Source organism: Bradyrhizobium sp. 26S5 (assembly GCF_036923295.1).
Classification (GTDB): domain Bacteria; phylum Pseudomonadota; class Alphaproteobacteria; order Rhizobiales; family Xanthobacteraceae; genus Bradyrhizobium; species Bradyrhizobium septentrionale.
Genome location: NZ_CP145948.1, coordinates 5,681,101 through 5,694,430 on the forward strand (window position 1 = coordinate 5,681,101; position 13,330 = coordinate 5,694,430).

General features: G+C 65.5%; 15 protein-coding genes and 1 tRNA gene. 6 read left to right on the forward strand and 10 right to left on the reverse strand.

Translation table 11 applies throughout. The annotated features are described in order from the left end of the window. Window positions 1-8: 8 nt before the first annotated feature. Window positions 9-836: a polysaccharide deacetylase family protein gene (locus tag V5279_RS26565; RefSeq protein ID WP_338689508.1), complete on the forward strand. Its 828-nt coding sequence runs from the start codon at window positions 9-11 to the stop codon at window positions 834-836. A 95-nt stretch (window positions 837-931) separates the two neighbouring features. Next, window positions 932-2,314, forward strand: coding sequence for a polysaccharide deacetylase family protein (locus V5279_RS26570; RefSeq protein ID WP_338689509.1), 1,383 nt, complete (start codon window positions 932-934; stop codon window positions 2,312-2,314). 94 nt (window positions 2,315-2,408) lie between these two features. On the opposite strand, the gene V5279_RS26575 is transcribed toward V5279_RS26570, so the two are convergent. Both V5279_RS26575 and V5279_RS26580 read right to left on the reverse strand, forming a co-directional pair. Then, window positions 2,409-2,493, reverse strand: a tRNA-Leu gene (locus V5279_RS26575). Window positions 2,494-2,585: 92 nt separating this feature from the next. Next, complete coding sequence (locus V5279_RS26580) at window positions 2,586-2,831, reverse strand: FliM/FliN family flagellar motor switch protein (protein WP_021080574.1); 246 nt, start codon at window positions 2,829-2,831, stop codon at window positions 2,586-2,588. Between the two features lie 60 nt (window positions 2,832-2,891). On the opposite strand from V5279_RS26580, the gene lipB reads away from it, so the two are divergent. Together lipB and V5279_RS26590 are read left to right on the forward strand one after the other, a co-directional pair. Further along, complete coding sequence (lipB, locus tag V5279_RS26585) at window positions 2,892-3,623, forward strand: lipoyl(octanoyl) transferase LipB (protein WP_338689520.1); 732 nt, start codon at window positions 2,892-2,894, stop codon at window positions 3,621-3,623. A gap of 4 nt (window positions 3,624-3,627) precedes the next feature. Beyond that, window positions 3,628-4,290 (forward strand): SGNH/GDSL hydrolase family protein, encoded by a 663-nt coding sequence (locus V5279_RS26590; RefSeq protein WP_338689522.1) that lies wholly within the window; start codon window positions 3,628-3,630, stop codon window positions 4,288-4,290. A 27-nt stretch (window positions 4,291-4,317) separates the two neighbouring features. On the opposite strand, the gene V5279_RS26595 is transcribed toward V5279_RS26590, so the two are convergent. Beyond that, window positions 4,318-4,746, reverse strand: coding sequence for a tautomerase family protein (locus tag V5279_RS26595; protein ID WP_166297012.1), 429 nt, complete (start codon window positions 4,744-4,746; stop codon window positions 4,318-4,320). Between the two features lie 119 nt (window positions 4,747-4,865). Here V5279_RS26595 and V5279_RS26600 point away from each other — a divergent pair, with 119 nt between their 5' ends. Next, window positions 4,866-5,720: a LysR family transcriptional regulator gene (locus V5279_RS26600; RefSeq protein ID WP_338689524.1), complete on the forward strand. Its 855-nt coding sequence runs from the start codon at window positions 4,866-4,868 to the stop codon at window positions 5,718-5,720. 21 nt (window positions 5,721-5,741) lie between these two features. Here the strand turns inward: V5279_RS26600 and V5279_RS26605 are convergent, their stop codons facing one another. Genes V5279_RS26605 through V5279_RS26620 form a run of 4 tightly spaced genes read right to left on the reverse strand, consistent with a single transcriptional unit; the run spans window position 5,742 to window position 8,857 of the window. After that, on the reverse strand, window positions 5,742-6,167 hold the full coding sequence (locus V5279_RS26605; RefSeq protein ID WP_338689526.1) for a hypothetical protein: 426 nt from the start codon (window positions 6,165-6,167) through the stop codon (window positions 5,742-5,744). A 10-nt stretch (window positions 6,168-6,177) separates the two neighbouring features. Next, entirely contained in the window at window positions 6,178-7,614 is a 1,437-nt protein-coding gene (locus V5279_RS26610) for a TIGR01777 family oxidoreductase (RefSeq protein WP_338689528.1), read from the reverse strand. Next, a complete protein-coding gene (locus V5279_RS26615; RefSeq protein WP_338689530.1) occupies window positions 7,611-8,276 on the reverse strand; it encodes a DUF4166 domain-containing protein in 666 nt (221 codons plus the stop codon). Before V5279_RS26615 ends, V5279_RS26610 begins: the two co-directional genes overlap by 4 nt. A 23-nt stretch (window positions 8,277-8,299) precedes the next feature. Continuing rightward, entirely contained in the window at window positions 8,300-8,857 is a 558-nt protein-coding gene (locus V5279_RS26620; RefSeq protein WP_338689532.1) for a GbsR/MarR family transcriptional regulator, read from the reverse strand. 242 nt (window positions 8,858-9,099) lie between these two features. On the opposite strand from V5279_RS26620, the gene V5279_RS26625 reads away from it, so the two are divergent. Continuing rightward, window positions 9,100-9,912 carry a class I SAM-dependent methyltransferase gene (locus tag V5279_RS26625; RefSeq protein ID WP_338689534.1) on the forward strand — a complete coding sequence of 271 codons (813 nt, stop codon included), beginning with the start codon at window positions 9,100-9,102 and terminating at the stop codon, window positions 9,910-9,912. Window positions 9,913-9,921: 9 nt separating this feature from the next. On the opposite strand, the gene V5279_RS26630 is transcribed toward V5279_RS26625, so the two are convergent. From V5279_RS26630 to V5279_RS26640, 3 genes are all read right to left on the reverse strand, one after another. Next, on the reverse strand, window positions 9,922-10,221 hold the full coding sequence (locus V5279_RS26630) for an acylphosphatase (RefSeq protein WP_338689536.1): 300 nt from the start codon (window positions 10,219-10,221) through the stop codon (window positions 9,922-9,924). Next, window positions 10,218-11,084 (reverse strand): isocitrate lyase/PEP mutase family protein, encoded by an 867-nt coding sequence (locus V5279_RS26635; RefSeq protein WP_338689538.1) that lies wholly within the window; start codon window positions 11,082-11,084, stop codon window positions 10,218-10,220. Before V5279_RS26635 ends, V5279_RS26630 begins: the two co-directional genes overlap by 4 nt. Window positions 11,085-11,194: 110 nt before the next feature. Beyond that, window positions 11,195-13,210, reverse strand: coding sequence for an acetyl/propionyl/methylcrotonyl-CoA carboxylase subunit alpha (locus tag V5279_RS26640; RefSeq protein WP_338689540.1), 2,016 nt, complete (start codon window positions 13,208-13,210; stop codon window positions 11,195-11,197). Window positions 13,211-13,330 lie beyond the last annotated feature (120 nt).

A 13,330-nucleotide genomic window follows, 5' to 3' on the forward strand; every position in this document is an offset into this window, starting at 1 on the left:
CCAGCGCAATGAGAAATATGTCGAGCGGCTCTCGGCCAATCCTGAACACTTGCCTGAGCGTCGTCGCGGCGCTGATTACCGTGGTGCCGGCTGCGCTGTTTAGCCCCGCGCGGGCCGCCGAGTGCCAGCGCAACGACGCGCTCGGCACCTCGCGTGTGCTCGAGGTCGATCCTGCGACCTATCCGCGCGTCGGGCTGAAGAGCTTCCCGCAGACCCTGCCGCTGCGCGATGGCGAGATCGTGCTGACCTTCGACGACGGCCCGACGCCGGGCACGACCGACAAGGTGCTGGCGGCGCTGGCGAGCGAATGCGTGCGCGCCACCTTCTTCATGGTCGGCCGCAACGCGGCTGATCATCCCGATATGGTCCGCAAGGTCGCGCGCCTCGGCCACACCATCGGCTATCACACCTGGGACCACCCGCATCTCAACAAACTCCCGTTGGACCAGGCCGAAGCGAACGTCAATCGGGGGATCGAAGCGGTCGGGAAGGCCTTGCGCGGAACCGAGAGCACGATCCCGAGCACGCCGTTCTTCCGGTTCCCCTATTTCGAGTCGACGCCCACCCTGCTGAATCACCTGGAAAAACGCGGTATCGCGGTGTTCGGCGCCGATTTCTGGGCCAGTGACTGGGTCAAGATGGCGCCCGAGGAGGAACTCAAGCTCCTCACCGGACGGCTTGAAGGCCACCGCAAGGGCATTATCCTGCTGCATGACGCGCAAATGCGAACAGCCGAGATGCTGCCGGCCTTTTTAAGGTATCTGCGTGAGCATAATTATCACGTCGTCCACATCGTCCCGGCGGCAATGAAGACCGTGTCCGACCGGTCACATTGAACCCGGAACCAGAACTGGATTACAGACCGTTAAGGCGGCGTTCATGGCGCCATACCTAAGGATTCGTCAGTGCGTTTGGAATGCGGCCGAATTTGATGATTGCGAACTTCCTGGTGACTGTCCGGAAGCGGTCGCGGACCGTGATCGGCGCGGCGTTGCTCAGCTGCTGCTTCATGGCGCCGCAGGCCGTTCGCGCTGCGGATTGCCCGGGTAACCCCAACGCACTCGGCACCTCGCGAACCCTCGTCGTCGATCCCAAGGAGCATCCGCGGATCGGCACCATGCAGTATCCGGAGACGCTACCGCTCGCCGATCACGAGGTGGTGCTGACCTTCGATGACGGGCCGCTGCCGAAATACAGCAACCAGGTGCTGGCGATCCTCGCCAGCCAGTGCGTCAAGGCGACCTTCTTCACCATCGGCTCACAGGCCCGTTTCAATCCGGAGGGCGTGCGCAAGCTGATCGCGGCCGGACATACCGTCGGCACGCACAGCCAGAACCATCCGTTGACGATGAACAAGATGCCGCTCGAAAAGGTGCGGCAGGAGGTCGACGACGGCATCGCCTCGACCTTGGCCGCGCTCAACGGCGACAAGAGCAAGCTTGCGCCATTCTTCCGGATTCCCGGCCTGATGCGCGCCGAGATCCCGGAAGCCTATCTGGCGTCGCAGGGCATCCAGGTGTGGAGCGCCGACTTCCCGGCCGACGACTGGCGCCACGTCTCGCCGCAGCGGGTCTACGATCTCGCGATCCAGCGCATCGAGGCCAAGCGCAAGGGCATCCTGCTGCTGCACGACATCCAGCCGCGCACGGTGGCGGCGCTGCCGCGAATCCTCAACACGCTGAAGGAGCGCGGCTACCGCATCGTTCACGTCGTGCCTGCAACGGCGGACCGCCCGGCGACACCGACCCAGCCGCAGCAATGGTTCATGCATCCGCCGACCGAGACGGTGGCGATCACGCGCTGGCCGAAAATTCCGAACTTCGTCTTCACCGCGGCGCGGACGCTGCCTGCCCCGGTGTTTGCCGACATGGATTGGCGCGACGCCGACATCCTCGATCACGCGCAGCGCAGCCGGATCGCTGGGCCGGTCCGCACGCTGTGGCCGCAGCCGCAGCTCGCGCAGCTGGCGGCGGTCTCGACATTGCCGATTCCCTCGTCCGATGTGTTTCGTGTTCCCGAAGCGCTTGACCTGACCCTGCTCGCGACGCGATCGGCGGCCAGTCGCCGGATCGCCGCGACCGTCGGCCCGGGCGTTGCCGGACCGCGCGCGCAGGCGATCTCCGCGCGCCAGGCCAAGCATCCGAAGCAGGCCGCGCATCAGGCGCCCGCTGCGGCTCACGGCAGAGCCCACGCCGCGCCCCGGCCTGTCGCGCAGCCCAATGAGAGCAACGCGTCTGTCCGAGTCGCCAATTTGAAGAAGCGCACCCCGCGTGCCGAGGCCTCGGCGGCGGCCAGCAAGCGCGTGCCCGATTAGAGCGTGATCCAGGCTCGGGACGTGGCTTGCCGCGAAGCCGGAGCAACCGCTCCTGCTTCGAAAAATCCAGCGATTTCAAGGATCAGCTGAGGTATGGTGCGCTCGGAGGGACTCGAACCCCCACGGTGTTACCCACTGCCACCTCAAGGCAGCGCGTCTACCAATTCCGCCACGAGCGCTAAGGATGTCGGATGGAACCCTAAGGCGCCGCCGCATCGACGGGGCGATGTAACAAATCATGCATGCAGGGACAAGGCGCTAAATGCGAGAATTAACTGCGAACCCCGGGAGATTTCGGCAGCATTTGCTTGACCTCGACCGCAATCCGGTTGCGGTCGACCAACACCACGCCGCTGGCCACCGGCAGGTTGTTGGCGAGGATCTTGACCTCGTCGGCCTCGGTGGCATCCAGTTCGATGATGGCGCCGCGGGACAGCCGCATGACCTGATGAATCGGCATGGTGGTGGTACCGAGGACCACCATGAGATCTACGCTGACTTTATCGAGGGTGGGCACTTCTGAACCGCCGAACCGGAACTAAATTGTGGATTCACCTGACCACGTTAGGGTTAGCCAATGGTTAACGACCGCCAAAGCCTCGATGTGACGACCTTTGCGCGCCCTTCGGGCGGCGGTGTGATCGAATGGCGGATTTCGGACGGTCTGGTGCCCTACCCCGATTCTCTCGCCGCGATGGATGCAAGGGTGGCGGCGATCGCCGCGCGCGAGGCGGCCGAGCTGGTGTGGCTGCTCGAGCACCCGCCGCTCTACACCTCCGGCACCAGCGGCAAGGCGAGTGACCTGCTCGCCCCGCGCTTTCCGACCTTCCAGAGCGGCCGCGGCGGTCAGGTCACCTATCACGGCCCGGGCCAGCGGGTTGCCTATGTGATGCTCGACCTCAAGCGGCGGCGGCCGGATGTGCGCGCCTATGTCGCCTCGCTGGAAGAATGGATCATCCGCACGCTGACCGCCTTCAACGTCCGCGGCGAGCGCCGCGAGGACCGCGTCGGGGTTTGGGTGCGACGCCCGGACAAGGGGCCAGGTTTTGAGGACAAGATCGCCGCGATCGGCGTCCGGCTGCGCCGCTGGGTCTCGTTCCACGGCATTGCGATCAATGTCGAGCCCGAGCTCTCGCACTTCCAGGCGATCGTGCCCTGCGGCGTGGTCGATCCGCGCTACGGCGTCACCTCGCTGGTCGATCTCGGGCTGCCGGTCACGATGGCTGATGTCGACATCGCGCTCCGGCAGGCCTTCGCCGAGGTGTTCGGCGACACCGCGGCGCGCCTGCCGGAAGCGACGGCGCTGTGACCTGATGCGCAAGTGGTTTCTGGTCGCGTTGATCGTTCTGGCCTCCGCAAGCCTGGTCTATCGCCTGCTGGACACTCCGGTCGAAAAGCTTCGACAAAACGCAACACTGCAGCGCGTCCAGGATTTCATGGCGCGTCATGGCAGCGAGAAGCCGGTTGCTTTCGTCGGCGACAGCCTGGTCGAAAGCGCCAGTTTTTCGCCTGCGATCTGCGGACGACCCGTCTTCAACGCGGGTTATGCCGGTGCGATCGCCAGCGGCGTGCTTCAACTGGTCAAGGAGTTCGACCGCATCAAATTTTCGCCGGGCATTGTCGTGATCTCGGTCGGCGTCAATGACGCCCTCGTGGTCGACCGGCGCCCTTTTGCCGAGTCCTATCAGGAGATCGTGCAGCGGGCCGGCGCACTCGGCGCCAAGGTCTTCGTCGTGTCGCTGGCGCCGATTGCCGGGTCGGGCGTGCTGGCCAATGCCATCGACCGGTCACGCTTCGCCGACATCGACCGGGTGATACGGCAGACCGCCCGTGATCGTTCGATCCCGCTGATCGATGTCGGCACGTTGCAGACGCAGGCGAGCCCCCAGGTCGAGGACGGCATCCATCTCAGCGCAGATGGCTATGCCGCCTGGACCGGCACGATCGAGAGCACGATCGGCGGGCAGTGTCCTTGAGGCACGCGCCAGCCGGACAACTGGCAATCATGCCGCCGCCTTCTGCGGCGCGACCTCCAGCTTGCCGGCGATGTAGCGGCGCTCCTGGGTGAGGCCGCCGAAGCCGTAGGCATCGCCCTTCACCTCGTCGACATGGGCATAGCTCTCGGTGTGCAACGGCCCGAGCAGTTCGCCCATCCGCTTGAACAGCGCAGCGAGATAGGCCGCCTTCTCGTCCTTGGTGTTGGTGCCCTCGGTGACGTGGATGTCGAGCCAGTAGCTCGCGAGCCCCTGCTCGGCGAGCGACTTGCCGCCGGCGAACCAGTCGGCGGCGGCGGCCGATTTGACGATGATGGCGGTGACCTTGGGATCCTTGTGCAGGATGTCAGCGGTGAGTTCCGACACCGCGGCGGCGATGTCGGACTTCAGCGACGGCCTCTCGCGCGAGGTCGCATAGGTGACGGTGATAAGCGGCATGATCGGTCTCCTTGAATTCGGTTGGCGCGGGTCAACCGCGCCTCCTCTCACTAGACCTTTCGCCATCATCTTGGTATCTTATCTATACGGATAGCAATGATAACAATCTCTGATCATCAATGACGACGCTCGATATCGATACCGTGCAGGCCTTCCTCCTCGTCGCCGAGTTGCAGGGTTTTACCCGCGCCGCCGAGGCGCTCGGCACCACGCAGGCGGCGATCAGCATGAAGTTGCAGCGGCTCGAAACGCTGCTCGGCAAGCGGCTGGTCGAGCGTTCGCCGCGCGCGGTGCGGCTGACCGCCGACGGCGCCGCCTTCCTGCATCACGCCCGCGCGCTGATCGAGGTGCATGACCGTGCACTCTCCGGCGAGAAACCGGCGCGGCAGCAGCTCACGCTCGGGATCAGCGACCACGCCGCAGGTCCGGAGCTGGTACCCCTGCTGGAGCGGCTGCACGCGATGGCCTCGCAGCTCGCCCTCGCCGTGACCATCGGCTTCTCGCGCGAGATGCTCGACGCTTACGATGCCGGCGAGCTAGATGCTGTCATCGTGCGCCAGGAAGGCAGCCGGCGCGGCGGCGAGAAACTGACGGAGGACGAATTCGGCTGGTTTGCCACCAAGCGCTTCGTATGGCCGCGCGGCGACGCCCTGCCGCTCGCAACGCTCGCACCGCCGTGCGGCGTGCGTGCCATGGCGGTGCGGGCGCTCGATAAAGCCGGCATCGCGTGGACCGAAAGCTTCGTCGGCGGCGGTATCACCGCGGTGGTAGCTGCCGCCCTCGCAGGGCTTGCGGTCGCTCCGCTCGTCCGCCGCATCGCGCCGCCGGGCCTGATCGACATCGCACCTACGCACAGATTGCCGCGGCTCGGTATGTCAAAAGTGATGCTGCATTCGAAGGTCAGCGACCCCGCGAAGTTGGCCGCATTGCGGACCCTGGCCGCGACGTTCCGCAGCGTGGCGTCTGCAGCGTAGTGCGAGCATGGCTCTGCGGCATCACGAAGAATGCTCGGCGGCTTCCAGCTCTCGCACGACAAACCAGTAAGTCAGACCTGCGACAAATCCGGCTGCGACGAACAGACAGACAAGTCCTGATGTCCAGACGGCCGGAGACCGCAGCAGCACCGTGATGCTGAGCGCGCCGATCGCAGCGCCTGCGCCGGCGAAGAACCCGGCGGATCGGATCCGGAGCTCCTCGCCGAGCCAGATCGCGATCGCTGCAGGAATCGCGGTCAGCAGGCATGTGATGACGAAGATCACGGCCGAGGGAATCAAAAGCACCACGATGCCGTACAGAAGCCGGGCGAGATCGCCGCGCGCAGCAAACATCAGCACGGTCTGGCCGATAGCAGCAATCACCGCCGTTGCGGCACCGCAGCCTGCAAGCCAGCCTCCGAATGCACGGGAACAGCCACTGGACATATCGCCCTCCTCACAGGATCGCATCGAACGCGCTGCGCAAGGTTTCGTGCCGGAACACAAAACCGTTGCTCAACGCCTTGTTCGGCAGCACCCGCTGGCCGCCCAGCAGCAGCTCATCGGCAAAATCGCCGCCGACGGCGCGGAGCAGCACGGCAGGAACGCGGAAGATCGCGGGCCGGTTCAGGCGGCGCCCCAGCTCCTCGGTGAATTTCGTGTTGGTCACCGGGATCGGCGCGGTCGCGTTGACAGGGCCGGACAGTTCGGGCCTCGCGATCACATGCGCGATCAGGCGCACCAGATCGTCGCGCTCGATCCACGACATCCACTGCTTGCCCGAGCCAAGCGGCCCGCCGAGACCGAACTCGAACGGCGTCAGCATCCGCGTGATGAAACCGCCATCGGTGCCGACCACGAGACCAATCCGCAAGTACGCGACGCGCACGCCATGATCGGCGGCCGGCTTCGCCGCATTCTCCCAGGCCTCGCACAGCTCGTGACTGAAGCAGGCGTGGGATTTCGCCGACTCCGTCAGCACCTGGTCCTGCCAGAGCCCGTACCAGCCGATCGCCGAGCCGCTTACCAGCACCGAAGGCTTGCGCTCGAGACGCGCGATCAGCCTGACGACCTCCGCCGTCATGTCGATCCGCGAGGCGAGGATCGTCCGCCGCTTGGCCTCGGTCCACAGGCCATTGCCGATCGGTTCGCCCGCGAGATTGACGATGGCGTCGATCCCTGAGTCGGCGGGCAACTGGTCGAGGCTTGTGATCAGCGTCACCGGCGGTGCCAGCATCTCGGCCTTCGCCGGATTGCGGATCAGCGCGATGACCTGATGGCCTGACGCGGTGAGGCTTGCGACCAGACGGCTGCCGATGAAGCCGGTCGCGCCGGTGACCAGCACGGTCTGCCGCGCCGGCAATTTCTCAACCAGCGTCGTGGCCGGCACGCTGGCCATCCGTCCGAGGCGTCTTGCCGCGGCGAAGTCTCGCGCACCGAACAGCGCAGCGCCGAAGGCTGCGGCCGTCGCGAACAGACTGAGCAGACCCGCAGAGGCAGGCGCAACGCCGGTCGGCAGCATCGCCCAGCCGATCAGCACCGGCACAAGCAGCACCAGGATCGCGCCATAGTTGATCGCCAGCAGCGTATGGTTGATCCGTTCGCTCGGCGGCAGCTTTCGGCTCAGATCCTCCTCGACGAAATCCATCAGCGTGATGACGACCTCGACGACCAGCACGGCCATGATGGCGATCGCAAAAATGCCGTGCACCTCGAGCCAGCCGAGCACCAGGAACAGCAGCGCGTAGAGCATGTTCCGCACGCTGTGCAGCTGCAGCTCATGGCGCTGCGACGGACGCCACGCCAGCCGCTCGGTGAATTCGTGGTGATAGAAGGTGTCGAACGCCCCCATCGCGATCTGGATGGCGACGAGCGTCCAAAGCAGCGGCGTCATGACGAGGCCTCCCTGAACACGGCGGACTGACGGATCAGCCGGCCCAAACGCGGGTGGATGATCTCGAGCGTGAAGCGGAAGTCGCCGCAGCCGAGATCGGAATGGGTCACGGTGAGAGCGCCGGGCGTGAGCCATTCGGGCAGCTGCAGGCGAAACGGGCCGAACTGCAGCGAGTAGCCGACGCTGTGAAACACCAGCGCCTCGTGCTCGACCGCGATCCGCAGCGCCATGCTGACGCCGAAGCCGACATACTCCTCAAGCCCGGTGGAGCCGGCAAAACGCTTGGCAGAATGAATCACCTGCGGGAAGCCGTCGCGGCGCGCGCAGATGCGGGTCCAGATCTGGCCGCCGCTCGCCGCGTCCTCGGTGACCGTGACGATCATCGGCACGCCGGTCTCGGTGCCGGTCGGAAGCGGACCGCCGATCAGCCGTGCGGCCTGTGCCAGCCACCAGCCGGCGCGGCTGCTCGAAGCTTCCTCGACCTCGCCGACATAGACGACGGTGTTGCCGTCCTCGAAGCGTTTCGAAAAACGCCGCCAGATCGCAACCGGCAGGCGTCCCCAATCCTCATCCGGCAGCAATGCGCGGAAGCGATGGTCGTCGAGCAGTTTTGTATCCGGGACCGGCGATGTCTTGAGGCTGGATATCCTTGCTGACGCCATCGCACACTCCCGTTACGCCGCCTCTATTTGGCCCTGCCTGTGGGCAGGAAACTTACGATCTTCTCGCCGAGCCTGATCAGCGCGACCAGGCGCGGCCGCGGCACGTTCAGCATCTGCGTGTACCAGCGGTCGACCAACTCGGTGAATGTCAGCATCTCCTTCAGCCGCTTGCTGGCGAGCGGACTGATGGCCGGATCGTCGGCCGCGTCGGAGACGCAGGCGCGCAGCGCTGCCAGCGCGGGATCGATCTCGCGCTCCTTGCGCCCGGCCGCGATCTTCGCTGCGACCTCCCAGATATCGGTCTCGGCCTCGAAGTGGTCGCGACGGTCGCCGAGGATCGGCACCCGCCGGATCAACCCCCAGGACAACAGCTCCTTGATCGAATTGGAGACGTTGGAGCGCGCCATGCCGAGGGTGTCGGCGATGTCCTCGGCCGTCATCGGAGCCTCGGCGAGATAGAGCAGCCCGTGGATCTGGCTGACCGAACGGTTGACGCCCCATTCGTCGCCCATGTCGCCCCAATGCAGGATGAAGCGCTCGACGACGGCAGGCAGTTTTTTCTTGGCAGTTATTTCTGTCATGACAGAAATATCAGACGGTTCGGAGTAGAAGTCAAGGGCCGCCAGCGCCGCCGTGAGGGGCTCGCGCGACCCGCAAGGTCTCCTGCGCTGTGTGACGTAGCGGTGTTGCAATTGATCGCAGGTGACGAGTTTTCCTTTGTGGTTGCCGAGGTCTTCGGCCAAGCTGAACCGGGTCGACCATTTTGGGCCGTACGCCGGGCTGTCGACGTGAGCCAGCTTCACGGCCGCCCAGGGAGATTGCGATGCCAGCGTCAGACAAGGAGTTCGTCGGCTCCATTCCAGAACTTTACGACCGGCTCCTCGTGCCGATGATTTTTGAACCCTATGCGTGCGATCTGGCGCAACGCGCCAAAACCCTTGGCCCGCACGACCTGCTTGAGACCGCGGCGGGCACCGGCGCCGTCACGCGCGCGCTGTCGTCGGCGCTCGGCCGCGCCACGAGGATCACAGCGACCGACCTGAATGAACCGATGCTGGAACGGGCGAAATCGCGGATGCCGGACGCTGCTGATATCAGGTGGCGGCAGGCCGACGCACTCAACCTGCCGTTCGACAATGCAAGCTTCGATGTCGTCGCCTGCCAGTTCGGCGCGATGTTCTTCCCCGACAAGCCCAAGGGTTACTCGGAGGCACGTCGTGTCCTGAAGCCGGGCGGCCGCTTCCTGTTCAACATCTGGGATCGCATCGAGGACAACGAGTTTGCCGACGTGGTGACCCAGGCATTGGCAGAGGTCTTTCCAGCCGATCCGCCGCGATTCCTGGCACGCACGCCTCATGGGCACTATGCGGTCGACCCGATCCGGGCAGATCTTGCGGCCGCGGGCTTCAGCAAGATCGAGATCGATACCGTCCGGAAGCAAAGCCGGGCGAATGCGCCTCACGATCCGGCGATCGGTTTTTGCCAGGGCTCACCGCTGCGCGGCGAAATCGAGGCGCGCGGCGGGATCGGCCTTGATGCTGCGACCGAGCACGCAGCAGCGGCGCTCGCGCACCGCTTCGGCAAGGGCGCCATCGAAGGCCGCATTCAGGCACTGGTGATTTCAGCCGTCGCGTAACAACGTGCTTCAGACCGTCGGCAGGACCGAGAACCGCTCCCCTGCCCGGCGCTGGTTCAAGAGATCGGAATTGACCGCCGTAGCGTGCACGGCAACGACGCGCGCAGAGAACGGGCCGCGGTCGCATGCTGCGATCATATCGGCGACAACGTCCTCGGCTCCGGCAAACACCGCCTCGACGCTGCCGTCGCGGCGGTTGCGGACCCAGCCTTCGAGGCCGCGCGAGTTCGCCTGCTCGTCGACCCAGGCGCGGTAGCCGACGCCCTGGACACGGCCGCTGATGGTGACGTGGCGGATCACGCCGCTCATTTCTTCAGACCGAGGAACTCGCCGCTGCGCGCCTTGGTCTCGGCCTCGCGCATCACGCGGCCGGTCAGTTCGGATGAGGCGATGCCCTTGAGATTCTTCGGCGAGGTGCCTTCGCGCAGCGCCTTCAGCGTGTCATAGACGGCCTGGGTTGCGGCGGCGAACGGCGCGTGGCCCTGCAACGCGATCCTGACGCGCTGGCTGGCCAGATAGTCCAGCGCGGTCATCTCCTCCGGCGCCCCGCCGAGCACGATCGGCAGCGTCGTCGCGGCCGACAGCGCCTCCAGCTCGCCGCGCGACTTGATGCCGGTGAAGAACAGCCCGTCGACGCCGACCGCCTCATAGGCCCTGGCGCGTGCAATCGCGTTGTCGAGATCAGTGATCGAGACGGCGCCGGTCCGGCCGAGGATCACGAGCGACGGATCGCTGCGGCCGTCGAGCGCGGCCTTCATCTTGCCGACGCCTTCCTCGAGCGAGATCAGCTGCGTCTTGGCCTGGCCGAACGCCTGCGGCAGCAGCGTGTCCTCGATGGTGAGGCCGGCGGCACCGGCGGCTTCCACTTCCTGCACCGTGCGGCGAACGTTGAGCGCATTGCCGTAACCATGGTCGGCATCGACAAGCACCGGCAGGCTCGAAGCACGCGACATCCGGCGTATCTGCTCGGCGAACTCGGTCAGCGTGATCAGCGCGATATCGGGATCGCCGAGCACGGCGAGCGAGGCGACCGAGCCACCGAACATGCCGAGTTCGAAACCGAGATCCTCGGCAATCCGGATCGAGGTTGCGTCATAGACAGAGCCCGGTCGGATACAGGTTGATCCGTTGAGAATCGATCGCAGTGCTTCGCGGCGTTTGCGGAAGGCCATGTCTGGGACTCCTCAATTCGTCATTGCGAGGAGCGCAGCGACGAAGCAATCCAAACCTTCTCTGCCGCACTATGGATTGCTTCGCGACGCTCGCAATGACGGGATAGCGTCTAAGCGAACTCCAGGATCAGCGCATCGACCGCGAGCGTGGCGCCGGCGGCGGCGTGGATCTTCTTGACGGTGCCGTCGCGCTCGGCGCGCAGCACGTTCTGCATCTTCATGGCTTCCACGACCGCCAGCGTCTCGCCGGCCTTGATCTCCTGGCCCTCGGTCACCGCGATCGACACCACGAGACCGGGCATCGGGCACAGCAGCTTCTTGCCGGTGTCGGCCGCCGAGGTCACCGGCATCAGCCGCGCCGAGGTCGCCTCGGTCTCGGTGAAGACGTAGACCGGCACCTCATAGCCCTGATGCGCGAGGCGGAATCCGTTGTTGATGGCGCGCACCTGCACGGCGACAAAATTGCCGTCGATGGTGCCCTGCCAGACCGGCTCGCCCGGCGCCCAGCTCGACACCAGATTGTGCGGATTGCCCGGCAGCCCGTCGGCGCCGATGAAGCGCACCGCGATGGCGTCATCCTCGCGCGCAACGTCGAGCGCGATCTCGGCGCGGTCGAGCCACACCGCGCGGCGGCGCTCACGCTGCACCACGCGGCCACCCATCTGGCCGGAAATCTGCCGCTTGCGTTCGCCCAGCACGTGATCGATCGCAGCACCGACCGCGGCCAGCCGCCGCGCGATCTCGCCCTCGGGCGCGCGCGCCGAAAACCCTTTCGGGAATTCCTCGGCGATGAACCCGGTCGAGAGCCGGCCCTCGCGCCAGCGCGGATGGTTCATCAAGGCCGACAGGAACGGAATGTTGTGCCTGATGCCGTCGACATAGAAGGCATCGAGCGCGGTCGCCTGCGCCTCGATCGCGGCCGCGCGCGACGGGGCGTGGGTGACGAGCTTGGCGATCATCGGATCGTAATGAATCGAGATCTCGCCGCCCTCCTGCACGCCGGTGTCGTTGCGGATCGTGATGCCGTCATGGCTGGCCTCGGCCGGCGGACGGTATTTCACCAGGCGTCCGATCGACGGCAGGAAGTTTCGGAACGGATCCTCGGCATAGACGCGGGATTCCACCGCCCAGCCGGTCAGCGTCACGTCCTTCTGCGCGAGCGCGAGCTTCTCGCCGGCCGCGACCCGGATCATCTGCTCGACGAGGTCGATGCCGGTGATCAGCTCGGTGACGGGATGCTCGACCTGCAGGCGGGTGTTCATCTCCAGGAAGTAGAAGCTCTTGTCCTGGCCGGCGACGAACTCAACGGTGCCGGCCGAATCGTAGTTCACGGCCTTGGCCAGTGCGACCGCCTGCTCGCCCATCTTGCGGCGGGTCTGCTCATCGAGCAGCGGCGACGGCGCCTCCTCGATGACCTTCTGGTTGCGGCGCTGGATCGAGCACTCGCGCTCGCCGAGATAGATCACGTTGCCATGCTTGTCGCCGAGCACCTGGATCTCGATGTGCCTGGGATCGGTGATGAACTTCTCGATGAAGACGCGGTCGTCACCGAACGACGATTTCGCCTCTGCCTTGGCGAGGTTGAAGCCTTCGGCGACCTCCGATTTGGAATGCGCGATGCGCATGCCCTTGCCGCCGCCACCGGCGGACGCCTTGATCATCACGGGATAGCCGATCTCGTCGGCGATCTGGACGGCGTGCTTGTCGTCCTCGATGACGCCGAGATGACCGGGCACGGTCGAGACCTTGGCCTTGGCCGCCGCCTTCTTGGACTCGATCTTGTCGCCCATCGCGGCGATCGCGCCGGGGTTCGGGCCGATGAACACGATGCCGGCAGCTTCCAGCGCACGCGGAAACGCCTCGCGCTCGGACAGGAAGCCGTAGCCCGGATGCACGGCCTCAGCGCCGGTCTTGCGGCAGGCCTCGACGATCTTGTCGATCAAAAGATAGCTCTCGGCCGCGGCGGGCGGGCCGATCAACACGGCCTCGTCGGCCATCTCGACATGCAGCGCGTCGCGGTCGGCCTCGGAATAGACGGCGACCGTCTCAATCCCCATACGGCGCGCAGTCTTGATAACCCGGCAGGCGATCTCGCCGCGATTTGCGATCAGGATTCGTTTGAACATGCTCTTCTTGCTTGGGCTTTTTCGACTTGAATTTGTCTATTGGGTAGGATCCTCCCCGCGCAATCCGGCACGGGCGATTGGCCACTCCGTGGTACAGCAAATTGCCCCGGAGGCAACGGT

Excerpts from the sequence above, each read along its gene's own strand:
- V5279_RS26605 (WP_338689526.1), bottom strand. The coding sequence starts at position 6,167 with ATGTCCAGTGGCTGTTCCCGTGCATTCGGAGGCTGGCTTGCAGGCTGC.
- V5279_RS26600 (WP_338689524.1), top strand. The coding sequence starts at position 4,866 with ATGACGACGCTCGATATCGATACCGTGCAGGCCTTCCTCCTCGTCGCC.
- V5279_RS26640 (WP_338689540.1), bottom strand. The coding sequence starts at position 13,210 with ATGTTCAAACGAATCCTGATCGCAAATCGCGGCGAGATCGCCTGCCGG.
- V5279_RS26595 (WP_166297012.1), bottom strand. The coding sequence starts at position 4,746 with ATGCCGCTTATCACCGTCACCTATGCGACCTCGCGCGAGAGGCCGTCG.
- V5279_RS26565 (WP_338689508.1), top strand. The coding sequence starts at position 9 with ATGAGAAATATGTCGAGCGGCTCTCGGCCAATCCTGAACACTTGCCTG.
- V5279_RS26610 (WP_338689528.1), bottom strand. The coding sequence starts at position 7,614 with ATGACGCCGCTGCTTTGGACGCTCGTCGCCATCCAGATCGCGATGGGG.
- V5279_RS26620 (WP_338689532.1), bottom strand. The coding sequence starts at position 8,857 with ATGACAGAAATAACTGCCAAGAAAAAACTGCCTGCCGTCGTCGAGCGC.
- V5279_RS26615 (WP_338689530.1), bottom strand. The coding sequence starts at position 8,276 with ATGGCGTCAGCAAGGATATCCAGCCTCAAGACATCGCCGGTCCCGGAT.
- V5279_RS26630 (WP_338689536.1), bottom strand. The coding sequence starts at position 10,221 with ATGAGCGGCGTGATCCGCCACGTCACCATCAGCGGCCGTGTCCAGGGC.
- V5279_RS26570 (WP_338689509.1), top strand. The coding sequence starts at position 932 with ATGATTGCGAACTTCCTGGTGACTGTCCGGAAGCGGTCGCGGACCGTG.
- V5279_RS26590 (WP_338689522.1), top strand. The coding sequence starts at position 3,628 with ATGCGCAAGTGGTTTCTGGTCGCGTTGATCGTTCTGGCCTCCGCAAGC.
- V5279_RS26635 (WP_338689538.1), bottom strand. The coding sequence starts at position 11,084 with ATGGCCTTCCGCAAACGCCGCGAAGCACTGCGATCGATTCTCAACGGA.
- V5279_RS26625 (WP_338689534.1), top strand. The coding sequence starts at position 9,100 with ATGCCAGCGTCAGACAAGGAGTTCGTCGGCTCCATTCCAGAACTTTAC.
- lipB (WP_338689520.1), top strand. The coding sequence starts at position 2,892 with ATGGTTAACGACCGCCAAAGCCTCGATGTGACGACCTTTGCGCGCCCT.